22 protein-coding genes and 1 pseudogene are annotated in these 25,937 nt (G+C 64.2%); 10 read left to right on the top strand and 13 right to left on the bottom strand.

From position 1 onward, the window contains the following. Positions 1 to 27: 27 nt before the first annotated feature. The 9 genes from AB7535_RS08995 (at position 28) to AB7535_RS08955 (ending at position 9,091) form a co-directional block, all read left to right on the top strand. The gene (locus tag AB7535_RS08995) at positions 28 to 843 is read left to right on the top strand and encodes a MetQ/NlpA family ABC transporter substrate-binding protein (RefSeq protein WP_085404170.1); all 816 of its coding nucleotides are present in this window, start codon (positions 28 to 30) and stop codon (positions 841 to 843) included. A gap of 9 nt (positions 844 to 852) precedes the next feature. Next, positions 853 to 1,179, top strand: a complete 327-nt coding sequence (locus AB7535_RS08990) for a hypothetical protein (RefSeq protein WP_085404171.1) — start codon at positions 853 to 855, stop codon at positions 1,177 to 1,179. Between the two features lie 213 nt (positions 1,180 to 1,392). After that, positions 1,393 to 1,545 carry a hypothetical protein gene (locus AB7535_RS08985; RefSeq protein WP_155795282.1) on the top strand — a complete coding sequence of 51 codons (153 nt, stop codon included), beginning with the start codon at positions 1,393 to 1,395 and terminating at the stop codon, positions 1,543 to 1,545. A gap of 45 nt (positions 1,546 to 1,590) precedes the next feature. Beyond that, a complete protein-coding gene (locus tag AB7535_RS08980; RefSeq protein ID WP_063984182.1) occupies positions 1,591 to 2,100 on the top strand; it encodes an Lrp/AsnC family transcriptional regulator in 510 nt (169 codons plus the stop codon). Positions 2,101 to 2,967: 867 nt separating this feature from the next. Then, a complete protein-coding gene (locus AB7535_RS08975) occupies positions 2,968 to 3,357 on the top strand; it encodes a hypothetical protein (RefSeq protein ID WP_085404172.1) in 390 nt (129 codons plus the stop codon). Positions 3,358 to 3,868: 511 nt separating this feature from the next. Then, on the top strand, positions 3,869 to 5,521 hold the full coding sequence (locus AB7535_RS08970) for an ABC transporter substrate-binding protein (RefSeq protein ID WP_085404215.1): 1,653 nt from the start codon (positions 3,869 to 3,871) through the stop codon (positions 5,519 to 5,521). Between the two features lie 38 nt (positions 5,522 to 5,559). Next, positions 5,560 to 6,570: an ABC transporter permease gene (locus AB7535_RS08965; RefSeq protein ID WP_085404173.1), complete on the top strand. Its 1,011-nt coding sequence runs from the start codon at positions 5,560 to 5,562 to the stop codon at positions 6,568 to 6,570. Beyond that, positions 6,567 to 7,415: an ABC transporter permease gene (locus AB7535_RS08960; RefSeq protein ID WP_354114257.1), complete on the top strand. Its 849-nt coding sequence runs from the start codon at positions 6,567 to 6,569 to the stop codon at positions 7,413 to 7,415. Before AB7535_RS08965 ends, AB7535_RS08960 begins: the two co-directional genes overlap by 4 nt. Then, on the top strand, positions 7,394 to 9,091 hold the full coding sequence (locus tag AB7535_RS08955; protein ID WP_135215578.1) for an ABC transporter ATP-binding protein: 1,698 nt from the start codon (positions 7,394 to 7,396) through the stop codon (positions 9,089 to 9,091). Before AB7535_RS08960 ends, AB7535_RS08955 begins: the two co-directional genes overlap by 22 nt. A gap of 43 nt (positions 9,092 to 9,134) precedes the next feature. Here the strand turns inward: AB7535_RS08955 and AB7535_RS08950 are convergent, their stop codons facing one another. Then, entirely contained in the window at positions 9,135 to 10,148 is a 1,014-nt protein-coding gene (locus AB7535_RS08950; RefSeq protein ID WP_085404176.1) for a DUF2891 domain-containing protein, read from the bottom strand. Next, a complete protein-coding gene (locus AB7535_RS08945) occupies positions 10,145 to 11,068 on the bottom strand; it encodes a hypothetical protein (protein WP_085404177.1) in 924 nt (307 codons plus the stop codon). The genes AB7535_RS08950 and AB7535_RS08945 overlap by 4 nt, the downstream gene beginning before the upstream one ends. A gap of 89 nt (positions 11,069 to 11,157) precedes the next feature. Between AB7535_RS08945 and AB7535_RS08940 the strand changes: the two genes are divergently transcribed. After that, a complete protein-coding gene (locus AB7535_RS08940; protein ID WP_085404178.1) occupies positions 11,158 to 12,072 on the top strand; it encodes a LysR family transcriptional regulator in 915 nt (304 codons plus the stop codon). A 25-nt stretch (positions 12,073 to 12,097) separates the two neighbouring features. Here the strand turns inward: AB7535_RS08940 and AB7535_RS08935 are convergent, their stop codons facing one another. From AB7535_RS08935 to AB7535_RS08885, 11 genes and pseudogenes are all read right to left on the bottom strand, one after another. After that, positions 12,098 to 12,499 (bottom strand): VOC family protein, encoded by a 402-nt coding sequence (locus AB7535_RS08935; protein WP_135215579.1) that lies wholly within the window; start codon positions 12,497 to 12,499, stop codon positions 12,098 to 12,100. A 134-nt stretch (positions 12,500 to 12,633) separates the two neighbouring features. Continuing rightward, a pseudogene (locus tag AB7535_RS08930) lies at positions 12,634 to 13,440 on the bottom strand (class II aldolase/adducin family protein); the annotation flags it as partial. After that, positions 13,434 to 14,426 (bottom strand): NAD(P)-dependent oxidoreductase, encoded by a 993-nt coding sequence (locus AB7535_RS08925; protein ID WP_135215581.1) that lies wholly within the window; start codon positions 14,424 to 14,426, stop codon positions 13,434 to 13,436. The pseudogene AB7535_RS08930 and the gene AB7535_RS08925, both read right to left, overlap by 7 nt. Before the next feature lie 599 nt (positions 14,427 to 15,025). Continuing rightward, positions 15,026 to 16,723 carry a GMC family oxidoreductase gene (locus AB7535_RS08920; protein WP_439037275.1) on the bottom strand — a complete coding sequence of 566 codons (1,698 nt, stop codon included), beginning with the start codon at positions 16,721 to 16,723 and terminating at the stop codon, positions 15,026 to 15,028. Positions 16,724 to 16,786: 63 nt separating this feature from the next. Further along, positions 16,787 to 18,118 carry an MFS transporter gene (locus AB7535_RS08915; protein ID WP_085404182.1) on the bottom strand — a complete coding sequence of 444 codons (1,332 nt, stop codon included), beginning with the start codon at positions 18,116 to 18,118 and terminating at the stop codon, positions 16,787 to 16,789. 72 nt (positions 18,119 to 18,190) lie between these two features. Next, positions 18,191 to 18,997 (bottom strand): enoyl-CoA hydratase/isomerase family protein, encoded by an 807-nt coding sequence (locus tag AB7535_RS08910; RefSeq protein WP_085404183.1) that lies wholly within the window; start codon positions 18,995 to 18,997, stop codon positions 18,191 to 18,193. 29 nt (positions 18,998 to 19,026) lie between these two features. Beyond that, positions 19,027 to 20,571 (bottom strand): AMP-binding protein, encoded by a 1,545-nt coding sequence (locus AB7535_RS08905; protein ID WP_085404184.1) that lies wholly within the window; start codon positions 20,569 to 20,571, stop codon positions 19,027 to 19,029. Continuing rightward, a complete protein-coding gene (locus tag AB7535_RS08900) occupies positions 20,564 to 21,082 on the bottom strand; it encodes a (2Fe-2S)-binding protein (RefSeq protein ID WP_085404185.1) in 519 nt (172 codons plus the stop codon). The genes AB7535_RS08905 and AB7535_RS08900 overlap by 8 nt, the downstream gene beginning before the upstream one ends. Beyond that, positions 21,079 to 21,894 (bottom strand): FAD binding domain-containing protein, encoded by an 816-nt coding sequence (locus tag AB7535_RS08895; protein WP_085404186.1) that lies wholly within the window; start codon positions 21,892 to 21,894, stop codon positions 21,079 to 21,081. Before AB7535_RS08895 ends, AB7535_RS08900 begins: the two co-directional genes overlap by 4 nt. After that, entirely contained in the window at positions 21,891 to 24,890 is a 3,000-nt protein-coding gene (locus AB7535_RS08890) for a xanthine dehydrogenase family protein molybdopterin-binding subunit (protein ID WP_085404187.1), read from the bottom strand. The genes AB7535_RS08895 and AB7535_RS08890 overlap by 4 nt, the downstream gene beginning before the upstream one ends. A gap of 143 nt (positions 24,891 to 25,033) precedes the next feature. Next, positions 25,034 to 25,873 (bottom strand): helix-turn-helix transcriptional regulator, encoded by an 840-nt coding sequence (locus tag AB7535_RS08885; protein WP_439037274.1) that lies wholly within the window; start codon positions 25,871 to 25,873, stop codon positions 25,034 to 25,036. Positions 25,874 to 25,937: the final 64 nt, after the last annotated feature.

The following is a 25,937-nucleotide window of genomic DNA, read 5'->3' as shown; positions in this document are numbered from 1 at the left end:
ATCCCAACTCGAGACCAGTAAGAAGACATGAAGACAGCGTTGTTTCTCCTCTCCGGCCTTTTGGCTCTTTCCCCTTTCGCCGCCGAAGACGCCTTGGCACAGCAGCCCGCGAAGCCGGAGCTCCGGGTCGGCTTCGTGCCGGGACCGTATATCGACGAGTTCAAGATCGGCGTCGAGCCCGAGCTGAAGAAGAAGGGCTACAAGATCCGCTATGTCGAGTTCTCGACCGGCCTTGAAGCCAACAATGCGGTATTCAAATCCGAGATCGACGCCAATGTGATGCAACACACGATCTTTCTCGATTCCTACAACGAGCGGCAGACGACCGATCTCGTCGGCATCGTCCACGTCCCCACCCCGCCGATGGGCCTCTATTCGAAGAAGCATCCGCTGGGCACGCCGATCAAGCCGGGCTCGAGCGTCGCCGTGCCGAACGATCCGGTCAATCTGCAGCGCGCGCTGTGGGTGCTGCGTGACCTCGGCCTGATCGAGATCCGTGATAGCAAGTCGGTCGACGTCACCGAGCTCGATGTCATCAAAAATCCCGGCGGCATCAAGATCGTGCCGCTCGAGGCCGCACAGGCGCCACGGGCGCTCGACGACGTCGATTTCGCCGCCGTACAGGGCAATTTCGCGATCTTCAGCGGGCTGAAGCTGACCAATGCCTTTGCGCTGGAGAAGATGACCACGCCCTACATCAACGTGCTCGCGGTGAAGAAGGCTAACGCCAATGCCGAATGGGCCCAGGACATCGTCGCCGGTTACAAGTCGCCGACGTTCAAGACGGCAATCCGGGCCGACCGGTTCTATGACGGGTTCACTTTGCCCGATTACATGAAGTGAGGGAATCGCATGTTCGATTTCACGCTTGAATGGGCCAGCCGCCGTTCCACCGCCGAGCGCGCGATCGACGCGCGAGCGATGACCAGTAAGCTTCGTTTCCAGGAGGCTTTCGTCCTCCCGCTGGTCTTGCTGATCATCTTCCTGTTCGCACTGGGCATCATGACAGGAGCTCATTTGAACAGACGAGCAAACCACGCTTTGCCGTATCTCGTGTCGGGGGGCATGGGTATGCCCATGCTCTATCCCGCATCGGAGTCCTGTCGCAGGCCATCGAACCTCGGTTCCCTGCCGCGGCTCCGGCAGGCTGAAGTGCTTGCGCTACTGACGGCCGACTAGCGGCAAGACTATGCCTTCCATGCTTTCGGCGCGGCGATGGATATCAAAATCATCCATCTCAGCCGAGCATCGTGGAATTTTCCAGCCGCGCTCGCGACGACGCCAGCATGATTCAACCAAACTGATTCCGACGAGTGTGTAGCAATGTTCAATTCCACCCCCGCCGTGATAGCTTTTCCGGGTTCTCGTCCTACACCGTCGTCCGGAGTGAACATGAGCTACGTCATCTCGCTGCATTCAGGCTTCGCTCGTTTGATCGAACAGGCACGTGGATGGTTCCGGCGCTCGCTGCGGCCACGGACAGGCGGCTCGGACAACACGCAGGACGATCTCTACGAGATCTTCCTGTTTGGGCCCCACGGCTGACGCCCGGCAACGCGTCCAACTTTTCATCACACTGAGGTTTATGACATGACCGACGCTGCGTTGCAGCTCGCCGAGACTGGACGCCGCCTCGACGCCATCGACCGCAAGATCCTGACGGTGCTTCAGGAGGATGCTTCGCTCTCGGTGGCCGAAATCGGCGACCGGGTCGGCCTGTCGTCCACGCCCTGCTGGAAGCGCATTCAGCGGCTCGAAGCCGACGGTGTCATCCTCAAGCGCGTTGCGCTGGTGGACCAGAACAAGATCGGCCTCGGCCTTTCGGTGTTCGTCTCGGTGGAGAGCGCGGATCACTCCGACGTCTGGCTGAAGCGTTTCGCCTCAGCAGTCAGCGCAATGCCAGAGGTGATGGAATTTTACCGGATGGCCGGCGACGTCGACTACATGCTGCGCGTCGTCATTCCGGACATGCCGAGCTACGACGTGTTCTACAAGAAGCTGATCCACGCCGTCCCGCTCAAGAACGTCACCTCGCGCTTCGCGATGGAGAAGATCAAGTCGATCACGGCGCTGCCAGTGCCGCCGATTGCCGTGGAATAAGAGCCAACAAAAGACGAGCCAATTCCACGCGACGAATTGACAGATCGCGAACCGAGGCATCCTTAGACGACGGCGCCGCAAATCCTCTCGTTTCTGGTTGGATTGGAGTGCGTGGTGAGATTTGGCGCTACTATCTGCGCACTACTGCAATCGCCCGCCGCTACGCCACATGTACCCGATCTCAGACATTCGTATCGTAGCGCCTGCTGAGCGCTTCGATCCACCTTTGGACGCCTGCTCACACTGGCTTTGATGGGATTTTTCTTGATCCCCCGGTGCACACGTCGTGCACACGCCACTATCTAACCTATTGAAGGACTTTAATTCTCGCTCCGGTCCATCATGGGCGCCACGGAAAAATTCCAGTAATTACAAGCGCTTATCTCAGCCAATGAATGTATTCCTGAAGTCGCAAGGCCCTGATCCGCAACGCTTTTATTTGCGGCGGAGATAGTTGGCCGCCAGCGGTACAACATGAGGTGCCGCATGCGCAAATGTTGTACCGCACATCTAAGCGATTGGCCGCGTTTTGCTTTCTTTTTCGCGGTCGTAATGCCAGTCCGTCGGCCGGAAGTGCCGTGATTCTCTCTGGGTCGTACAACAAACTCACACTACTTGAGCGCGACAATATCCATCTCGGCGTGAATATTTGAATCGGAAAGTAAACAGGAAAATCGACGATGGATCGTGATCGCCTGCTGAATGATCTGCTTCCGCATCGGATGCAGGCAGTTGCCACGCTCAATCTCGCGCTAAAGCTCTACGCTACGTATGGCGTAGCGCCGATGAATCTCCTATGCAGGCGATAAGCTGGTAGTCGAAGGAAACCTGCTCGCCTTCATCAACCCAGCAATCGAAGCCGGAATAATGCACTGTCGTGCGCTGCTGGAGTTTCTTGGGCTATGCAACGACAACGGGCGGCTCGGTAACATCAGCCGACCACGTCGCCCCACCGACGTTGGAATTGAGCACTTCAGCACATCAGAAGGGTCGCTGGAGAAAGTCACGCCAGATAAGGTGCTGCGCCTGTACCCAGGGCCGAGCGATGAAGCGGAAAACGCATTGCTCGCTGTATTTCACGTGACGAACAAAGGACTCGCTCACGTCACCAAGGATCTGAGCGAAAACCCTGGGTACGGCCCGCTGGTGGAGATTGCCAGCAGAGGCGTCCCATCGCTGATGGTGAGTTACCTCTACACACCACTTGGTCTGCCTGCACCGGAATACAAGCTCACACACCGACCGCGCGGCGAGTGACTGGCTCGTTGTCGTTCGACGGCTCGAACACCACAACTGCGCTCGGGAAAGGTGCGCTGTTTTTCGATCCTCCGAACTTTACCGGAACCTTCCACAGACTGCAGCGCGCATTTCGATGGTAGAAAAATTCATTCTTCGCGCGCCGGCATCAATGCCACTCTACTCCGCGCGGGGTCTTGCGGAATGTCCTTTCAAGCCGGCGACACACCACGAGAGTTGACGAGCTCGAGAAGATCGTTTCGACGCCGGACTCGAATTGGCATACGACCAAGAGCGGCAATCGACGGGTATTTGGCCGCAAGACGACCTCGGTCGAGTGCGTTCGCGCTGGCAACAAGATAACCGTCACTCACATCGTCCTGATCCCGAGGCATTTGTTGTCCATCTCCAGCGAAATTTGGAATGGCCAGGTCCGTTCGTTTCGCCTCTCCTACGCAGAAATGTCGATCGTGCCCAAACATCTCTATGAATGGGTGCTCCGACCAACGCCACCAATCGCCAGGGGCTATCCATGTCTGCGCGCTTCTTTTCGCTCTTGCTCACCCGACGTCGGCTGTTGGTCGCGACCTCCGTGGTAACAGCCGTCGCCGTGACGGCAATGGCAGGTCTCTCTCCGGCTCAAAGTGCTGGCGCTCCACCGAACGGCGGCGACATCACCTTCCTCATCGACTCGCTCGGCAGCACCTGGATTCCGAACAACAGCGCGATCTCCAGCTTCCAGGGCCACATCTGGGGCCACGTAGCCGACAAGCTCGTCTATGTCGATGCTGACGGCAAGGTTAGCCCCTGGATCGCCGAAAGCTGGGAGCAGAACGGCGAGGCCACACAGTTCACCCTGCACCTCAAGAAGGGTGTGACCTTCTCCGACGGAACACCGCTCGACGCGTCAGCCGTGGTCGCCAATCTCGACATCTGGCACGCAGGCCGGCGGAACGAGGGGATCAATCCGATTGGCCTCTTCCCGAAGACTTACGACCATGCTGAGGCGGTCGATGCCACCACAGTGAAGGTTGTCTTCAAAGCGCCGACGCTCGGGTTTATCCCGACGCTCGGCTATCACGGCTCGATCCTCATCTCCCCGAAAACGATCGCGCAGCCCGCAGCCCAGCAGGCTGATCTGGCCAAGACATCCGGCAGCGGCCCGTATGTGGTCGCTTCCTGGAAAGAGGGCGACTTCGTCAAGCTGGTCAAGCGCAAGGACTACAATTGGGGGCCGGCAGCCGTCGGCCACACCGGTCCGGCCTACCTCAACTCTATCGCCTACAAACTCGTGACCGAGCCGTCGCTGCGGGTCGCCGCTGTCCAGTCGGGACAGGCCGATGTCGCCTACAGCCCCTCACCGCAGGAACTGAAATCGCTCAAGGAAGCGGGCTTCACGGTCGCAACCCCGCGCTATCTCGGTTTCGTCAACGGCCTCGCGATCAACACCAAGCTGGAGCCATACAATGACGTGAAAGTGCGCCAGGCTCTTCAAGCCGGCATCAACCGGAAGGAGATCATCGACACCGTCTATACGCCTGACTGGAAGCTGGCGACGTCTTTCATCCAGAGCAACGTGCCGGGTGCGACCGACCATAGCGAGCTCCTGGCCTACAACCCCGGCAAGGCGGAGAAGCTTCTCGACGAGGCCGGCTGGATCAAGGGTGCTGGCGGCGTCCGTGCCAAGGACGGCAAGCAGCTGTCGCTGACGCTCCACTCCAACCCCTATCTTGCGACGGCAAAGTCGATCGACGAGCTCATCGCCCAGCAACTCGGCAAGCTCGGCTGGAAGGTCACCATTCGCGCCTACGACGTCGTGACGTTCGGCGAGAAGGTCCGGTTCGGCGGGCCGGCCGTGCCGGCCTACGAGGTGACGCGCAGCTTCATTGACGCCGGCACGGTGGCCAGCATCCTCACCGACGCCAACAACGGCGAGAACTGGTTCAACCTCGGCGACAGCGACAAGAAGCTCAATGAACTGCGCGACAAGATCGCCGGCGCGGCCTCTCTCGACATTCGCAATCCGCTGCTCGATGAGTTGCAGACCTACGTTCTCCAGCAGGGCTATTTCATCCCGCGCACGCAGATCGTCCAGCGGATCTACGTGCAGTCCCCGAAGCTCAAGGGGGAGGTCTACAACGGCATCGCCTACGCCAGCTATTACACGGCAACGATCGGCGAGTAATCCGCAGTGCAAACAAGCAGCGTGAGGAGGCGACCGGCATGAGAAGCGCCTACCTGTCCTATGCCGCGAAGCGCTTCGCCCAAGCCGTCGTCGTTATCCTGCTGGCTTACGTCTTCACTTTCGTCGTCGTGAGTATTTTGCCTGGTGACCCCATCACCAACGTGCTGCGCGACCCGCAGAATGGATTCAGCGAGGATCAGATCAACGAGATCATCGCCGCCCAAGGCCTGGACCGGCCAATTCCGATCCAGCTGTGGGCGTCCTTGTCCAACTTCGTGACCGGCGACCTCGGCCTGTCGATGCGATCCAACCGGCCTGTGACGACCCTGATCGCCGAGGTTCTCCCTTCGACACTGATCCTTGCATCCGCAGCTTTCGCCATCGCGCTGCTGCTGGCGGCCACGATCGCCTACGGCACCCAGTTCCTTCCGAAACGGTTCGGCCAGGGCTTGCTGCGTGGCTTCCCATCGTTATTCCTGTCAGTGCCGAACTTCGTGATCGGCTTGGTGCTGATCCACATCTTCGGCTTCCAGCTCGGGTTCTTTCGCGTGATCGCGCCGGACAGCTTCTGGGCGACCTTCTTCGCCGCGGTCGCGCTCGGCATCCCCATCTCCGCACGGATCACCGAGGTGCTGATCGCGAACCTCGACAACGAGTCCGAGCAGGAATACGCCGCCGTTGCGCGCAGCCGTGGGCTCGGGCAGATGCGCCTCTTTGCCAAGCACCTGCTCAAGCCGTCTTCGCTCCCGGTCATCACCGTCATCGCACTCGCCATCGGCGAACTGCTCGGCGGTTCGCTGATCACCGAGACAGTGTTCGGACGCACCGGCATCGGCAGCCTGGTGCAGCGTTCGGTGAGCACGCAGGACCTGCCTGTCCTGCAAGCGGTCGTCTCGCTTGCGGCAGTGGTGTTCGTGCTCGTTAACCTGATCGCCGACCTCGTCTACCCCCTGCTAGACCCGCGCGTGAAGCTGATCGGCGGTCGCAAGGTCTGCCCGACCACCGCCGACGAGAGCTCCGCCAATCTTTCCCAGGCGGTGACGCCATGACCGTCGCCTCCGTCTCGCCGGCCTCGCGCATCGCGGCGATCAGCCGGCTGACAGCCCTTCGGGTGCCGCCGACCGTCGCGCTCGCCTTCGTGGTCATCGCGCTCGTGATCGCCTGGTCGCTCGCACCTGGCCTGTTCACGAGTCATGATCCCGCCAACGGCGTCCCCGCTGACAAGCTGCTCAGCCCCAGCGCAGCACACTGGTTCGGTACCGATCACCTCGGTCGCGACCTCTATACCCGGGTCGTCTATGGCACGGCCTCCTCGGTGACGAGCGCGCTCATCGCGGTCGTCATCGCCGCGGTTGCCGGCGGGCTCATCGGCCTCCTGGCCGGCTTCCTCGGCGGCTGGATGGACATCGTGCTCGCCCGCCTGGTGGATGTGCTGCTGGCGATCCCGAACTTCCTGCTGGCGGTCATCGTTGTCACCGCGATAGGTTTCGACACCACGAACGCTGCGGTTGCGACCGGCGTCTCGGCGGTCGCCGTGTTCACGCGGGTGATGCGCTCGGAAGTGATCAAGACCCGGCAGGCCGTTTTCGTCGAGGCATCGTTCCTGATGGGCGGCTCGCGCCGGCACATTCTGTTGCGGCACGTGCTGCCGAATGCATCGCGCTCGGTGCTCCCGCTCGCGGTGCTGCAGTTCGGCCTGTCGATCCTGGTGATCGCCAGCCTTGCTTTCCTCGGCTACGGCGATCCGCCTCCCGCCTCCGACTGGGGCCTGCTGATCTCGATCGGCAAGGACTACCTCAAATGGCCGTGGCTGGTGTACGCCCCCGCCTTCGTCACGATCGCGACCGTCCTCTCCGCAAACAGGATCAGCCGATGGCTCCGCAAGACAGACTGACCGCCACGTTCACCCGCGCCGAGCGCGTCGCGCCGACGCCGCTGCGGTCGATTCCGCAGCTCCGGGTCGACGGCCTGTCGGTCTCCTATGGGCCGCACGAGGTCGTGACCAACGTGAGCTTTGAACTCGGCCGCGGCGAGAGCCTCGCCCTCATCGGGGAGTCCGGCTCCGGCAAGTCGACGATCGCCCGCGCGGTGCTGCGGCTGCTCCCCAGCGGCGGGCACGCCACCGGCCGCGTCGCGTTCGACGGCCAGGAGGTGCTGGGGATTTCCGAGCGCGGCTTCCGGCCGCTGCGGGGACGAGCCATCGGGTTCGTCCCGCAGGATCCCGCCAACTCACTCAACCCGGTACGGACAATCGGTGCCCAGGCGCAGGAGGCGGCTGCGCTGCTCGACGAGCCCGACAAGACGATCCGCAAGCAGCTCATCCTGGAGACGTTCGCCCAGGTTGGGCTCGACACCCCCCTGCGTGTCTACGACTCCTACCCGCACCAGCTGTCCGGCGGCATGCTCCAGCGCGTGCTGATCGGCCTTGCGATCCTGCCACGGCCGGCACTGCTGGTCGCGGACGAGCCGACCTCCGCGCTCGACGTCACGATCCAGAAGCGGATCCTCGACCTGCTCACGCGGCTGCAGCACGATCTCAAGATCAGTCTGCTGCTCATCACGCACGACCTTGCAATCGCCGCCGAGCGAGCGGACTCGCTCGTGGTGCTCAAGGACGGCGTCATCCAGGAGGCTGGCCGGACCGCTTCCGTCTTCTCCTCGCCGGCGTCGGCCTACGCAAGGAAGCTGCGCGCGGATGTCCCGGCCCTCAACCCCGACCGTTACGCCGCACTGCGCGACACGGGCTTCCGTTCCCTCAAGACCGGCCAGGCACCGAAGATCGAGGTCAGCGCCGTCACGAAGACGTTCACAGTCGACGGCAAGGCGCTGACGGCCGTCGACGATTTGTCGTTCAGCGTCCCTGCTGGCACCACGCACGCGCTGGTCGGCGAATCGGGCTCGGGAAAGACCACGACGGTCCGGTTGCTGCTTGGGCTGGAGGGACCCGACACCGGGAGCATCTCGGTCGCAGGCGAACAAATCACCGGCCGCTCGCCCGAGGCACTGCGGACGGTGTGGCGCCACCTTCAATTGGTCTACCAGAACCCGTTCACCTCGCTCGATCCGACCTGGACGATCGAGCGGCTCGTGCGCGAGCCGCTCGATCGATTCAAGATCGGAACGCAAAAAGAACGGGATGAGCGCGTCCGCGAAGCGTTGGCCGATGTCGGACTTGGCGAGCACCTGCTCTCCCGCAAGCCCGGAGCCCTGTCAGGTGGCCAGCGCCAGCGCGTGGCCATCGCCCGGTCGCTGGTCCTCAAGCCCGACGTGATCGTGCTCGACGAACCCACCTCCGCGCTCGACGTCAGCGTCCAGGCCGGCATCGTCGAAGTCCTGCTCTCGCTACAGACTACTCTGGGCCTGACCTACGTGTTCGTGTCTCATGACCTGGCGCTGGTGCGTCAGCTCGCCCACACCGTCTCCGTGATGCATCGCGGACGCATCGTCGAACACGGGACCGTCGCCGACATCTTCGACAACCCTCAGCAGCCCTATACAAGGTCGCTGCTGGCGTCGATCCCGTCGGGTGGCGACGATGTCGCACACATGCGCACGCGCGCCTTCGGTTGATCATGACCGCGGATTGAATGAGCCGCGGAAGGCCCCTGCCCGCTCAGTTCTCATCATCCAATGCAAGCACGGCAAAGCTCGCGAGCCAGTGCTCTCCCATGTAGTGACCGGCGATATGGGGGAGGCCTGCGGCCAGATGCTCGCGCGCCGCTTCGTGAGCAACGACGCGGCGGGGGTCGCTTGCCGGCAAGGCGTCGCCGAGAGAACGCCAGCACCAGGCGCGGCTGAGATTGAGTCCGTCGAGATGAGCGATCTTGCCGTCGGTGCGATCGGTGACCGTCGCAGGCTTGAACAGCGTTGCCGGCCGTCGTTCGACCAGCCGCGGCAGAAACCGATCAAACCAGGGAAGGAACGCGTCCGAGGGCAACAGCCGCCGCATGCATTCGGCCTCGATAAGAGCCGAGGACTGGAAGTCGTCGCCACTCGGCTCACCCCAGGCGGGACAGTCGGTGTCCTCACCATACCAGCGCTGGCCAGTCTCGTGCAGCAACCTGGCAAGCGCTTCATCCTTTTTGATGCCGGCGTAGTCTGCCGCCATCCGCAGGCCAAACGCCGTATTGAAATGGGTGCCGACGCGTACGGGATAGAACGCCAACGGCAGGAAGTCGCGAAAGCGTTGCGCGATGATTTCGGCCAGCGGCGCGAGATTGCGACTCCAGCGATCGTCAGGGTGGAGCGCCAGTTCAGTCGCGAGCTTCAGGAGCCAGGCCCAGCCATACGGCCGCTTGAAGCCGCGGGCAGTCGGGCGGGCGAAGTAAGCACGTTCGGCGGCGACCTTCTCGGGCACGAATTGCGTATCGAAGAGAGCGCGAATGTCGGAGGCTGCCGCAAAGTCGGGAAACCTGCGCAGCAGTCGCGCCAGCATCCAATAGCTGTGGACGCAGGAATGCCAGTCATAGCTGCCGTAGAAGATCGGATGCAGCTGGCTCGGCGTGCGGGCATCCGCAGGTTCAGCCAGCGCGTGGTCAACGTTATTGGGATATTCGCGCCCGACATGGCCGAGCGCGATGTTGGCAAAATGCGAGGCATGTTCGCGGGTAAGACGGGGCGTGGTCACGGCTTGGCCTTTCCAGTGTCCCGGCCGATCAATGTCTCGATCAGGCGCGGCAGGAGGTAGATCGGAAATTGCGTCGCGGCGAAGTATAGCGCCATGCGTGGCGAGGCGGCAGCACCCAGCGCCGACCAGACCAGGCCGACATTACGGTTGCCGAGGATGAGCCCGACGGTCAGCCGCTGGCTCAAATTGCCCGGCAGCAGCACGACACCAGCTGCTTGAAGGGCGATATTGCATGCAAAGGCGAGCCCGAGGCAGAGCGTGGCGGCCCGCACATCCGCCGCGATCTGCGCGCGAATGTCAGCCATCGTCGCCACCGCAAAGACGAGGAGCGCCGCGACGATGATCCCGTCGACCATCCTGCCATGGGCCGCCAGCACCGGGGCTGCATGCCGGCGGACCAGGAAGGCCACCCCTTCGGCGCCGCCGATCAACAGCGCCAGACGAAGCGCGAGCTCGAGCGCGCTGATCTCGAGTCCGCCGAACCAGCCTGCAAGAAGCGGCACGGTGACCGGAGCCAGCACCATGGACAACACCGTCACCACGAGCGGCACCGCTCCGTCGAGCCCGAGCATGCGTGCCACCGCTGCCGTTCCGCTCGATGGCGGCGCCGAGACGGCGAGCACCGCCGCGAGCGCGATCTCCGGACCAAGGTTCAAGGCGTGACCGGCAACACCGACGACGAGTGGACAGGCCACCATGACGACGGCCGGCAAGAGCACGGAAAGCGATGGCCGTCGCAGCGTTGCGACGACGGCCTGACTGTCGATCCGCAACAGCGTTCCCAGCACGATCAGGAAGATCGTGGTTGGCATCAGGGGGCGAGCGAGGTCCGCAAGAGCCGGAAAGACCAATCCAAGCAGGACGCCAAGCGCCAGCAAGGTCGGTCCGCGCGGGATGAAGTGCAGGAGTGAGGATCGCATACGCCGCGCCCAATCATGTCGTCTCCGCCAGGAGACCACACCCCGCATCATTCTTGAAATCGATTATTACTATATCTATCATCGTTCAAATGAATTTGGCTTCCGTCGACCTCAACCTCCTGGTCGCCTTCGAGGCGCTGATGGAGGAACGCCATGTGACCCGCGCCGGCCAGCGCATCGGCCTGGCGCAACCGTCCATGAGCAGCACGCTGACGCGGCTGCGTGCGCTGTTTGGCGATGAGCTCTTCGTGCGCTCGGCCTCCGGCATGCAGCCGACGGCCAAGGCGCTGTCGCTGGCGCGGCCGATCAGCGACGCTCTGGGCCAGATCAGGGGCGTGCTCGAACCCACATCAGCCTTCAATCCGGCAACAGCCCGCCATCGCCTGTCTATTGCGGCGACCGACTATGGCGACCTCGTCGTGGTGCCGCGACTGGTCGAGGCGTTGCGGCGGGAGGCGCCTGGTATCGATCTCGTGGTGCGCCCCATCATTGATCCGGCCGCGAGTGTCGCAAGCCTGGAACACGGCGATGTCGACGCGCTGATAGGTGGCCATCTTCCCGCTTCCCCGCGCATCATCCGATCCACGCTTTTCACGGAGAGTTTCGTCTGCATTCGCGACGCCAAACGCGCCAAACTGAAAGCCCGTCTCACCAAGGACGATTACACGCGGCTTCCGCATGTGCTGTTCTCCTCCGCCGGCGGCGACGGGCTTCCCGGCGCAATCGACACGATGCTGAGCCGGCACGGACGCAAGCGCCGGACCGCGATCACGCTCGCCCATGTCGTCGCGGTGCCGTTCGCCGTCGCCGGCACCGATCTCGTGGCAACCATGGCCGAGCGCGTCGCGCGCCGCTTCGCGACAGCCGCCGGCGTATCTGTCGTTCCGGTTCCCTATGATGTGGAGCCATTCACCATCGACCTTCTCCACACGCGCCGCGCCATGGCCAATCCGGCGCTGCGCTGGTTCATCGAACTGGTCAATCGCGTCTGTGGGACGCTGTAGCGATCGGCGGGCCGGCAGCAGGCTGCTACTTCCGCTCAATCAGCTGCGCGATCTCCCAGACATGGCCTGAGGGGTCGGCAAAGGACGCAGTTCGTCGCCCCCACGGACGGTCGATCGGGCCATTGAGCAGATCGACGCCAATCTCCCGCAGGGCTGAACAGACCTGATTGACGTCGACGACCCTGATCGTCAGGAGTGCGCGCGCCCCTGCGGAGGACAGCGCGACACGCAGCGGCTCGACAAGCGGCGGTGCCTGAGACGCGTCGAGAAGATTGACCAGGAGCCCACCAAATCGAAGCACGGATGAGACCTCATCCTCCCAGACCGTCTCAGATTTGAAAACCTTGGCGTAAAACGCTTTCGACGAGACAATGTCATCGACGAACAATGTGATGACTTCAACTTCGCTTGGCAGACCATTGACCATGTCGCCCTGCTCCTCACCGTTGCTGCGGCAGCCTGCACAAGCGTGACAAGCCGCTTGCCGCTATATCTCACGATGTTAGAGCGTGGCGCAATTCGGCTAGCCGGGTCATCGGCCCGGCTTGGAAGCCTCGATCCCTAATTGAATAGATCCGGTTCCGCCTCGGTGATCCAGTCCCACAACGGCTGGAAGCTGAAATAGCCGCCCTTGTGCGTTCCGACCTGCCGCGAGGTCAGGCTGGCGATCTCGTGCGGGATCGGCTTTGGCGTACCGGCGGCTTCCGCAAGCAGCTGGGCGCGCGCAGCATTGTCCATGGCGATGTACCACCAGGCGGCGGCCTCGATGGTCGGTCCGACCGTGAGCAGGCCGTGGTTCTGCAAGATGGCCGCCTTCTTTGATCCCAGCGCCTGCGCGATTTTGCGGCCCTCTTCCGCCTCCAGCACGACGCCGGAGAACGGATCGAACAGCACGTGATCCTCGTAGAAGGCGCAGGAATCCTGCGTCAGCGGATCGAGCAGGCGGCCGAGCGCCGACCAGGCCTTGCCATAGGTCGAATGGGTGTGCGCGGCCGCGATCACCTCAGGATGCGCGGCGTGGATCGCGGAGTGAATCACGAAGCCGGCTTGGTTGATCGGCTTGTCACCGATCAGGATGTTGCCGTCATGGTCGACGAGTTGAAGGTCGGAGACCTTGATCTGACTGAAATGCTTCGACAGTGGATTGATCCAGAACCGTTCGGGAAACTCCGGATCGCGTACGGTGACATGGCCTGCGAGCCCCTGATCGAAACCGTAGCGCGAGAACAGGCGGAATGTTGCGGCAAGCCGCTGTTTGCGGTGCAGCCGCTCTTCCTCGAACGTCGCGGCCGGCGTGCGCTCGACCAGAGAGTATTTCTTGGGCTTCTCGACGACCTTGTTCATTGCTGCGGTTTCCTTCTCTAGTACTCGAGATTCTTGTCGAAGACGTCGGCCAGCGCCACGCCATGCGCATAGGCGTCGAGGTTGACCAGCGTCTTGTCGGCCAGCCGCTTGGCATCCTCGCCACCCGTCCATGACACATGCGGGGTCAGGACGACCTTGGGATGGCGATAGATCGGATCGCCCTCCGGCGGCGGCTCGGGATCGGTGACGTCGAGCGTCGCGCCGGCAATCCGCCCCTCGTCGAGCGCCTGCAACAGCGCACTCTGATCGACGATCCGCCCACGCGCGACATTGATTAGGTGCAGCGACGTCTTGGCCCGCGCCAGCACATCGGCGTTGATCAGACGCGCGGTCTTGGTCGTCGCCGGCAGAGCAAGGACGAGATGATCGGAAACCGCGACCAGTTCCTCGATGCTATCAACCGGCTGGATGCCCGGAAGGACATATGGCCAGGCCGAGCGCCTGAGAACCCTGATGTTGACACCGAACGGCTTGGCCCGCTCGGCGACTGCGCGGCCGATCGCGCCGAAGCCGGCAATCCCGATCGTCTTGCCGGTGAGCGAGCCCAGCGGGCCGATCTTCCACTGCTCGCGATTGCGCGGCCGGATGTCATGGATACGCTTCTCGAAGCCGAGAATCGCCGCAAGGACATATTCCGCGATCGGATCAGCCGAGATGCCGCGGCCGACCGTGACCACCGGACCGTCGAGCAGCCATGCCGGAAAGAAATCGACGCCCGTCGAAGCGGTCTGGATCCAGCGCAGGCCGAACGGCCAGCCGGCCGGCTTCTCCGCAGGCGCCTTGTGCCAGCCCACTAGCGGCCGCGTCAGCAGCACGTCGGCTTCGGGAGCAACATCCCAGGGCGCGCGATCGGCGGGATGATCGATGATCAGCGGGCGCGACCAGTGATCGACCAGCGCCGCACGAATGTCCGGGCCAAGCTGATTGACGATGATCGGCGATCGCACGCTGGTGGAGGCGCGCTGGTTTTCAACTCGGGGAGTGTTCATGTCACGCAGTCACGATGGCAACGATCCGGATATGCTAGGCGTTTGCGGCAAGATAGTCCTTTCAAAGATGACGGGTGTCTTGCAACAAGAGGACGACGCGCTTCGGCAAGACAAAAGGATTTGTCTCTGGAGCCCTGGCGTCTCTGCGGGGGCTCGCGCCCGACGCGGCAAAGGCTCGAACCCGAGCCCCGCTGATTAAGAGCCAGTTGGTCCCATCCCAAGACGTCGCGTCATTGATCGAATAGGTCGCAGTTAGCTGCGTGAGTGCAAAGCAGCTGCGCTTTCCGCGACCAATCCGCCTGCTTCAAAACGCCTGCTCACGTTGGCCTGCGCAAGATTTTCTCGATCTCCCGGTGCACACGTCATGCACACGCCGCCCTTTAACTGATTGAAACAATCTAACCCTCGCTCCAATCCATCACGGGCCACTTTCGGCTAACAACAGCGAAGAAGAGCGAGCCCGGTCTAACGTGAACCGCTCGATGCCGCAGTCGGTCGTCGCGGCGCTTCCTGTTCAGGAGTCGAATCCAATGGAGTGACCTCGTGGAACTCGAATACCTAACGCAGGAGGGCGTTTCCGCGCTGGCGCAGCACAAAGCTTAATTTCGCGACAGCAGGGCATCACTGATCTTCTCGGCCGCCATGATCGCGGGGATGTTGGTATTGGCCGTCGGCAGCCGCGGCATGATCGAGGCATCCGCCACAAAGATGTTCTCACTGCCGATCACTCGGCCCCCGGGATCGACCACCGCCATCCGGTCGGCGGGATCGCCCACGCGGCATGTCCCCACTGGATGCCAGACTCCGAACACGCTTTGCCGTACGAAGGCTTCGAGGGCACGGTCGTCGGCAAGCGTCGCTTGGAAGGCCGTGCCGTTGAGCAGCACGAGCCGGATCACAAGCGCCCTGAGGCCCGCGGGTATGTCGAGCATTGGCCCGAGGATGGACGCAACAATGCGATTGACGGTGCCGTACCGGCTCAGCCGCTTGATCCGCGGAGAAAAGGAGGCCGGGAAGAAATCGCCCGCCTCCGGGTTGAGCGCGGGATGAACGACAAGCTTCGCGAGCAGCCGGACGGCCGCGACCATCCGTTCGAGATCGCGTCGGTCGGACAGCAGGTTGAAATCGACAACAGGATAGGTTTTCGGGTCGCGGCTCGCCAGCGTGAGCGAGCCACTCGAATACGGCCGGTTGCACCAGAGAAAGTAGAGACCAAGCCGCGTGCCCAGCGCATGCCACCCGCCGCGCGCCGAGGCAGTGATGTACATGTCGGAGGCGTCGCAGCCGGGATGTTCGGACGAGAAGCGCATCGCCGCGAAATTGGGACGCCGCCGGGCAAGCGGCAACCGCAACCGGCGCGGCAAATATTGACAGAAGGTCAGTGCGGGATGATCGCGCAGATTGCTGCCGACGCCGGGCAGATCGATCGCCACGGGAATGCCGAGCGCTTGCAGCGCCGCACCCGCGCCGATGCCCGCCCGCATCAGGATCGCCGGCGATTGCAGCGCGCCTGTGGTCAGGATCACGCGGCCGGCGGCGACGGCGAGCTTCTGCCCGCCCCGCGCGACCACGACGCCCGTCGCGCGGCGGCCATCGAGTTGGAGTTGTTCGACCTCGCTGTCCGCCCAGATGGTCAGGTTCGGCCGCGCGCGCGTTGCCGCGTCGAGATATCCGGCGGCGGTCGAGACGCGCCGGTCGTTGCGATTGGAGAAGGCCGGCGGAAAGATGCCGTCCTCGAACTCGCCGTTCTGGTCCTTTCGGAACGGCAGGCCGGTCGCCGACAACGCTTCGCCGACGGCGTGGCCAAACGGCGGCATCGCCTCGCGCGCGATGCGGCGGATTGGGATTGGGCCGTGCTTGCCATGCAGCGGGCCGTGGAAATCCAGGTCCGTTTCGAGCTTGAGGAAGTACGGCAGCACATCCGCCCAGCCCCAGCCGCGCGCGCCGAGATCGCGCCATTCGTCATAATCGCGCGGCAGGCCGCGATTGGCCGATTGCACGTTGATGCTGGAGCCACCGCCCATCACCCGGCCCTGCTCGTAGGCGCGGACGACCGGCTTGCCCTCGGCATTGCGGCCGGCGGCCGCTGACAGGCCCGGCCAGATGTATTTGTCGCCGAAGAACAGCGTCATCGGATAGCTGTCGAGTATTTCCGGCGGCGTCGCCTCGGGCGGCGTGTCCATCCCGGCTTCGATCAGAAGCACGCGGCGGCTTCCGTCTGCGGAAAGCCGGTTGGCGAGCACGCAGCCCGCCGATCCGCCACCGACGATCACGTCGTCGAAATGCAGCCCATCCATTCCCGTCTCATCGCGCAATTCGATGGATCGGCGCGCCCACGAAAGCGGCCGCGCCGATTTGGCTCAGCGGAAGTTACCCTTGGTCTCGGGGATCACGACCGCACCAATCAGGTAGATCACGAACACGCCGACTGCGAAGTAGGCCAGCGACATCGGGATCTCCGCAGGGCTGCCGCTCACCAGCGAGACGAAGGTCGGCATCATGCCGCCCAGCGCAAAGCCGATGTTCCACGACAGACCCGTGCCGCTCGCGCGCAACGCGGTCGGAAAACGCTCGTTGAGGAAGATCAGCACCGGCGCATAGCCGGCATTGCCGATGAAGGCGATGGCGAGCGCATAGAGCGTGATTTGGGTCGTGTCCTTGGTCGCCGCGAGATTGAGGTAGCACAGCGGCAGCAGCACCGCGGCCAGGACGCCGATGATGAGGAACGTCTTCTTGCGGCCGATACGATCGCTGAGCGCGCCGACCAGCACCGCGGAGAAGAACGCCGACACGCTCGCACCCATCAGGATCAGCGACGAGGTCTGGTTCGGGACCGCGTTGATGACCTTCAGGAAGCTCGGCAGATAACCCGAGGTCAGATAATAGCCGGCACCACCGCCGAAGGTTATGAGAAGGTTGACCAGCAGTACGCCGCGATACTCGCCGGAGAACACGTCCCTGACCGGCGCCTTCGAGACCTTCGCCTGCTTGTTGCCCTGCTGGCGCTTGAGCTCCTTGAAGTAAGGCGACTCCTCGAGGTTGCGGAAGATGAACCAGCCGAGCAGCGAGCTCAGCAGCCCCGAGAAGAACATGAAGCGCCAGCCCCATACCGCGAAGGCATCGCCGGGGAAGATCGAGGACGTGATCAGGAAGATGAAGGACGCGAGCAGCGCACCGATGCCGGCGCCACCGCCGCCGACCAGGCCGGACATCGCGCCGCGCCATTGCGCCGGTACCGACTCGGTGCCGATGGTGTGCGTGGAGGCCACGACGCCGCCGACGAAGATGCCCTGCACCAGACGCAGGATCAGGAAGAGGATCGGCGCGATCACGCCGACCTGGGCGATGGTCGGCAGCAGGCCGAACGCCGCCGTGCTGATGCCGACGCCGATGATGGCGATCAGCATGGCCTGCTTGCGGCCGTGCACGTCGGCATAATGCCCGAACACCGCCGAGCCCAGCGGCCGCATCAGGAGCGTCACGGCGAACGAGCCGTAGACCGCAGCCAGCGACAGCGCTGGGTTGCTCGACGGAAAGAACAGCGCGCCGACGACCGGCGCCACGTAGAGCAAAATGAACAAATCGAACAGATCCAGCGCCCATCCGAGCACCGATGCGATGATCGCATTGACCATCTGCTTGTTATCCGCCGACGCCTGTGCGCCCGCGGCCGGCATATCCATCTCAGCCATGCTGTTTTACCTCCCCCGTTTTGATAGAGCCGCGGCTCGCGTCATTGCGAACCGCGGCAGTTTTGTCGCGCATCAGCGCCCGGTGAACTTCGGCGGACGCTTGGCGTTAAAGGCTTCGACGCCTTCCTTGAAGTCTTCCGACTGGCGCAGGCGGCTGTAGCAATGGCCTTCGAGCTCGATCGCGATAGCGAGCGTCGAATCCTCGGTGTCGTTGAGGAGCTTCTTGGCGGTACGTTGCGCCAGCGGCGAGAAGGTGCGGAGCTCGTCGACCAGCTTGTCGGTCGCCTTCTCCAGCTCGGCATCCGGCACACACTCCGTGGCGATGCCCCAGTCGAACGCCTGCTTGGCCGAGATACGCTTGGAGCGCATCACGATGTCCTTGGTGCGGGTGATGCCGACCATCTTCTGCAAGCGAGCCGAGCCGCCCGAGCCCGGGATCTGGCCGAGCTTCTGCTCCGGCAACGCGTATTGCGTGGTCTCCGAGGCGATGCGGAAGTCGCAGGCGAGTGACAATTCGAAGCCGACGCCGAAGCAATAGCCGCGATTGGCAACAATCACGGGCTTGGCGCAACGTGCAGGCGCGGCGATGTTCCAGGCGAGCTTGGAGACGTGCTCGGGGCTCGCTTCCATGAAGCCACCGATATTGCCGCCGCTGGAGAAATGCTCGCCCTCGCCGCGCACCACGATGACGCGCACGCGCGGATCCTCGTCCAGCGTTTCGAAGGTCAGGCGCAGCTGGTCACGCTGCGGCATCGCCACGACATTGTAGGGCGGCCTCCCTAAGATGATGTCGGCGCGCTCATGCGCCTCGTCGATTTCGACCTTGAACCCGTCGAGCTTGGCGAGCCGCGGATCGGCAAATGTGTAGGGTGATGGCATCGGTGCTTCCTTCTGTTGATGATTGATGATCAGGCGGCGTCTGATGGTGGCAGGCGCTCGGCTTCGTATTCACCGGCGACGAGCAGTCGCCGCAGCAGTTTGCCGACCGGCGATTTGGGAATGGCGTCGACGAAGACGTAGCGTCGCGGCCGCTTGAAATTGGCAAGGCCCGTGGTCCGGCAGAACTGCTCCAGCTCGACGTCCGACACGGGGCGATTGCGCTTGACGAAGGCGGCAACGACCTTGCCCCATTTCTCGTCGGCGACGCCGACCACTGCGACCTCGTCGACCGCCGGATGCAGCGACAGGCAGCTCTCGATCTCGACCGGCGAGACGTTCTCGCCGCCGGTGATGATCATGTCGTCGACGCGCCCGGTGACGAACAGGTCGCCGTCGGGATCGACGAAGCCGGTATCGCCCGTAAAGTACCAGCCCTCGCGCAGCGACTTGGCGTCGGCTTCAGGGCGGCGCCAGTAGCCCTCGAAGGCCTCGTCGCCAGCGAGCGTCGCGATGATCTCGCCCTCCTCGCCGACCGCAGCAAGCTCCGCGACCGACTTCGCGCCGATGCGCACGACCTTGACGTGCTGGTTCAGCCCCGCCTTGCCGGCCGAGCCGGGCTTTGCGGCGGCGTTCTGGTCGATCGTAAAGGTGTAGATCTCGGAGCTGCCGTAGTGATTGACGAACAGCTCCGGCTTGAATGCCTCGTTCAGCTTCTTCAGCAAACCGTCGGTCATCGACGCGCCGGCAAAGCCGAGCTTGCGGACGCTGGAGACGTCGGTTTTGGAGAAGGCCTCGTGATGAACGAGGTCGTGATAGAGCGTCGGCACCAGATAGAGGTTGGTAATCTCCTCCTCCTCGATCAGCGCCAGCGCCTGGCGGCTGTCATAGCGCGGCAGGCAGATGAAGCTGCCGCCGATCAGCGACATCGCCAGCAGCGAGCGGACGCCCATGGTGTGGTAGAGCGGCATCACGCCGAGCGTGCGCTCGCCGCGGCCGTAGAGATTCTGCGCGACATGGGCGATCGCCGCGGCGCGTTCGGCCCGATGCCGCCGCGGCACGCCTTTTGGCCGCGAGGTCGTGCCCGACGTGTAGAGCATGATCGACCAGGCATCGGTGCCGACGCGCGGCTCGGCGTCCGGCGCGCCGTCCCTGATCAGATCGGCAAAGCTGGTGGCCTCCCCCGTCCCGGGATCGACGGAAACACGCAGCAGCTTGCCTGCCAACCCCGAGCCCTGCACCGCCTCGGCAGAGATATCCTGATAGACGATCGCGCAGGCTTCGGCGTTCTCGATGCAGTAATCGAGCTCGTCGGCCTTGGCGCGCCAGTTGATCGGCGTGATCACCAGGCCTGCGAACTGGCAGGCCCAGTGCAGCGTCGCCGCCTCCCAGCGGTTTTGCAGCAGCGTGACGACGTGATCGCCGGGCTTGAGGCCAAGGCGGTCGAACGACGCCACCAGTGCGGAGATCTCGCCGTACCATTGCCGGTAGGTCAGGCGCAGATCACCGTCGACAAGCGCAATCGCATGGGGATCGCGCGCGGCGCTGGCGATGAAGCTGCTGGCGAGATCAAGCATCGGACGTCTCTTTTTTGGATGAAGCGAGTTCGGCGGCGGCTTCGAGCGCCGCCTGGATGATCGGTGTGTAGCCGGTGCAGCGGCAGATATGCCCGCTGAGGAGGTCGCGGATCTCGGCCTCGGTCGGCACCGGGTTCCTGGCGAGATAGTGGTCGAGCGACATCAAAATGCCAGCGGTGCAGAAGCCGCACTGGAGCGCGTGGTTGCGGCGGAACGCCTGCTGCAGCACGCCGAGCCGGTCCGCCGACGGTGCGAGGCCCTCGACGGTCCTGAGCTCGCAACCATCGACCTGCGCAGCGAGCGTGAGGCACGACCGCGTCAGCATGCCGTCGACGACAACAGTGCAGGCGCCACAGACGCCGTGCTCGCAGCCGACATGGGTGCCGGTCGCGCCCAGCTGGTGGCGCAGGAAATCGGAGAGCAGCATGCGCGGCTCCGCCTCGCCCTCGACCGGCTTGCCGTTGAGCGAGAAACGGACGGCATGGCGCTGATCTGCCTTGAGACGCGTCATTGCAGCACCTCGCCGATCAGGTCGCGGCCGATCATGCGCACGAGGTCGCGCCGGTAGCGCGCGGTGGCGTGGACGTCGTCACGGGCGCCAAGCTCGTAAGCGAACGCGTTGAGGGCATCATCGAGCGCGCTGCCCTCCAGCCGCGGCCAGTCGCGCACGGTCGGAACGTCGGCGACGCCGCCAACGGCGATACGGACGCCCGTCGGTATCTTCATTGCCGCGCAGGCGACAATGGCGAAATCGCCATGGCGTCGCGCGACCTCGCGGAAGGCGAAGCGCGATCCCTTGACGGCGGGCAGCGAGATTCCTTCGATCAGTTCGTCATCGGCGCGCGCGGTCAGCATCATGCCGGCGAAGAAGTCCTTGGCGGCAACGCGCCGCCGCCGCTTGGCGCTGCGCAGCAACACCTCGCCGCCGAGCGCAACCAGCGTCAGCGGCATCTCGGCGCTGGGATCGGCGTGCGCGAGCGAGCCGCAGATGGTGCCTCGGCTGCGGGTCTGCACGTGCCCGACCCAAGGCAGCGCCAGCGCGACAAGCGGCAGCGCCTCGGCAAGGTCAGGCCATGCCAGGAGGTCGGCCTGGCGCACGCCGGCGCCGATGATGACGGCATCGGTCTTCCGCTCGATCCGGCGGAGCTCCTTCAGACGCATGATGTCGATCAGCAGCTTCGGCTTGGCGAGACGCATGTTGAGCATCGCCATCAGCGACTGCCCGCCCGCGAGCACGCGGGCATCGCCACCCTGCTGCGCGAGGCCTTCGAGGACCTCGCCGACGGTTTCGGCGCGGAGATAGTCGAATGCGGGCGGCTTCATCGGCGCCCCCCGAACAGGCTCGCCACCTTTGCCAGCAGCGCGAACAGCGAGAAGCCGCCCTTCGCACCACCGCCGCCAGCCTTGCGGGCCAGTGCGGTGAAGAACTGGCCGATGATCACGCGCGTCGCGCCATCGAGCAGGCGACCGCCGATGCTCGCCACCTTGCCGCCGATCGCGGCGTCGTAGCTGTAGCTGAGCCGCGTGCCACCGTTGCCGTCCGGTTCCAGCGTAATGCGTCCCTCCGCGTTGCCGAAGCCGAGTGCGCCGGTGGCTCCTCCGCGCAAGGTGACGGCGCGCGGCGGGTCGAGATCGAACAGCTCAACATCGGCGCGATAGCGTCCGCTGACGGGGCCGATGCCCAGCGTGACATCGGCGCGGAAATGCGTGTCGGTGATCTTGTCGACGCGCTGGCAGCCAGGAATGACCGATTGCAGGGTGGCGGGATCGAGCAGCATCGCCCAGACCTGCTCGGGCGCCCCCTTTACCGAGGCCTGTCCCTCGCCGCGCAAGCGCCGGTCGCCTTCGCGCACAGGCGCAGCCGTCGCGCCGCCAGCGGGAGGCGGCGGTTCGGCACCGCGCACCAGCTCTGCAAGTCGCGCCGGCACCAGCGGCAAGGTGATATCGGCAATGCCGAGCGCGTCCGCGACTGCATTGGCGAGGCAGACGGGTGTGGACATGCAATTGCCTTCGCCGACGCCCTTTGCACCGAGCGGCGTGAACGGCGACGGCGTCTCCATGTGGATGATCTGCGGCTCCGGCACCTCGGTCGTGGTCGGCAACAGATAGTCGGCGAGCGTTCCCGTCAGAAAGCTGCCGTCCTCGGCGTAGGCATATTCCTCAAAGAGCGCGGCGCCGAGCGCCTGGGTAAAGCCGCCGCGGATCTGGCCGTTGACCATGCCGGGATGCAGGATGGTGCCGCAGTCGTGCATGGTGACGTAGCGATCGATTCGCGTCTCCAGCGTCGTCGGATCGATCTCGACGCCGCAGAAATCGAAGATGAAGCCGTGGCAGAGCGAGGAGTTGATGCGGTCCTCGTCGTCGGGCGGCGTCAGTTCCGGCGGCGTCCAGAACACGGTCTCGCGGATGGTCTGGCCGGCATCATCAGGCAGCGAGCCCGGCGACCAATGGCTGAGCGCCGCGACGCGCGAGAACGCGATCCGGTTCTCCGGATTGTGCCTGGAGGCAACGAAGCCTTTCGCAAACACGATGTCGGCGGCTTCGACGTTCAACTGGCTTGCGGCGATGCGGGCGAGCCTGCCGGCGACGCGCTCGGCGGCGATCTTCGCGGTGCCCGCCACCGCCGCCGCAAAACGGCTGGCGTAATTGCCGGACGCGATCGACCAGGCGTCCTTGGCGGTGTCGATCTCGGTGTTGACGCGGATGTCCCTAGGCTGGAGACCGAAGACGTCGGCGACGACCTGCGACAGCACCGTGCGATGGCCCTGCCCCTGCGGCACGGAGGCGACGTGAACCGTGACGCTGCCGACCGGGTCGAGCCCGACGGTTGCGGTTGCCTGCGCGCCGTTCTTGGGACCTGCCTTGCGGCGCTCGGCCGCCGTCAGCACGGTGGTGATGTAGCCCATATTGGAGACGCTGGGCTCGACCACCGCGGTGAAGCCGATCCCGTAGAGCCGCCCCTGCGCTCGCGCCTCGTCCCGCTTCGCCTTGAGCTCAGCGAACCTGCCTTGCTCGACCGCAAGCGCGACGGCTTCCTGGTAGTTGCCGGAGTCGAGCAAGGCACCGGTCGCCGTGCGATACGGAAACGCGCCGGCGTCGATCAGATTGCGCTTGATGACATCGAGCGGATCGAGGCCAAGGCCGATCGCGATCCGCTGCACCAGGCGCTCCAGTGCGAAATAGACCTGCGGGCCGCCAAAGCCGCGGTTGAGACCGGTCGGTGTCTTGTTGGTGACGACGACGCGGTTGCGGATCTTGACGTGGCGGATGTCGTAGGCACCGGTCAGATTGCCGTGCATGCGATAGAGCGTCGCGGGTTCGGGCGCGCGCAAATGCGCGCCGCAATCCTCGACCTGGTCCCAGTCGAGCGCGAGGATCTTTCCGTCTGCTGCGACCGCCGCCGACAACGTCGTCGCGCGGTTGGTGGCCGACACCGAGGCAGTGAGATGCTCGAGCCGGTCCTCGATCCACTTCACCGGCCGTCCCGTGACGCGCGCGGCCGCCGCGATCAGCACGATGTAGGGAAACACCCCCTGCTTGACGCCAAAGCTGCCGCCGGAATCCGGCGGTGTACGCAGCCGCAGCCGGTTGCCCGGCACTTTTAGCGCGCGCGCAATCACCGTGTGGATGCTGAACGGGCCCTGGAAATTGGCGAGCACCTCATAGGCATCCTCGCCGGCATCGTGCGAGGCGACGACGCCATAGGTCTCGATCGGCGTGCAGGAATTGCGGGGATAGCGGATGTCGATGGAGAAGCGATGCGGCGCATCCGCAAAGGCCTTTTCAGGATCGCCGTAGCGGAAATGGCGGTCACTGGCGAGATTGCCGGGAAAGCCTTCGTGCAGCACCGGCGCGCCCGATACGAGCGTCCCGAGCGGATCGACGACAGCGGCACGCGGCCGATATTCGACGTTGATCAGCTCGGCCGCATCCTCGGCGCGCGCACGGTCAGTTGCGACGACCAAAGCGACCGGTTCGCCGACATAGCGCACGCGGTCCATCGCGATCGGCCAACACTCCACCGGCGCCTTCACGCCGACGACGAGGCTCGTCGTGACGGCCTTGACGTCGCTGCCGGTCAGAACCGCGGCAACGCCCGGCAGACGCTTGGCGGCTTCAACGTCGATCGAAAGAATATCGGCATGCGCATGCGGCGAGCGCAGGATCGTCGCGTGTAGCGTGCCGGGCTGGACACCGAGATCGTCGATGAAGCGGCCGCGGCCAGACAGCAGCGCGGCGTCTTCGACGCGCTCGATCGAACGCCCGACCCACGGCTCATCGCCACTTCCCGGATTTGCGGATTTGACCGCCTGCAACATGTCCCGGCATACCTCCCGACGCGTTCTTTGACGCGACGATGACGTTTGTCAGGACTGGGGGTGCGGGAGCCATACCGCCCGCTCTCACGACTTACCAAATCGTCTCATTCGAGAGCGTGCAGCGCAATATCGGCCCGCAAGACTCAACCCGCACGACGCGAGACGTTGCGAAACTCGCGCGGGCTGACGCCGGCGTGATCGCGGAAGAAGCGCGTGAAATGCGCCGGTTCCGGAAACCCAAATCGCTCGCTGAGCTCGCCGAGCGGCGTGTCCTCGCGCATGACGGCGTCGAGCGCGCGCTCCATGCGGACGACATTGAGATACAGCTTTGGCGAGACGCCGAGCGAGGTCTCGAACAGGCGGAAGAACTGCGCGCGCGAGAGGCCTGCGCCCCTCACGAACTGATCGACGTTGGCATAGGAATCGTTCACGCGCATCGCGTCCATCGCGCGGCGGATGCGCCAATCGCAGCTCACCGCGCTCATGCCGCGGATCGTGGTCGGGAAGCTGCGCCAGGGCGTGAATCGCTCGATCACCGCGATCATGAGATCCGAGAGCGTCTGCTCGTGGGTCCGCACCGCATCCGGATTCGCCATCATTTCGGCCGCCAGATGCAGCGTGAGCTGACGGATGCGCGGCGACACCTCGCCCGACGGCCGCTCGAAAAAGCCCGGCGCACCGCTGGCCGCCCAGCCGGGACGGAACTCCTTCAGCCATTCCGGCTCGATATAGAGCGCCATGATCAGCGTGCGCGGGCGATTGGCGTCGTGCACATAGGCATGCGGCTTCCAGCCGTCGACGAGCACGGCGGCGGTGTCCGTCAGCGGCGTGACCCGGTCGCCCACAAGAAACTGCGTGTCGGAGCCCTCGACCTTGAGCAGGACGTGGCAGTGATGATGAGCGTGGCGGACCAGCGAACGGTCCATGTCGAGCAGAGCGACCCTGCCGAAAGCGCCATGAGCGATGCGCAGGGCCGTCGACATCAGTTCCTTCCTCCTGGCAGCGTTGCGCTGCAAAATGATTGCTTCATCGGCGCGGCACTATAGG

It is taken from the genome of Bradyrhizobium sp. 956_D2_N1_4 (assembly GCF_052076025.1).
Classification (GTDB): Bacteria; Pseudomonadota; Alphaproteobacteria; order Rhizobiales; family Xanthobacteraceae; genus Bradyrhizobium; species Bradyrhizobium barranii.
Note: the sequence above shows the minus strand (reverse complement) of the source record. Positions and strands in the feature narration are given on the sequence as shown.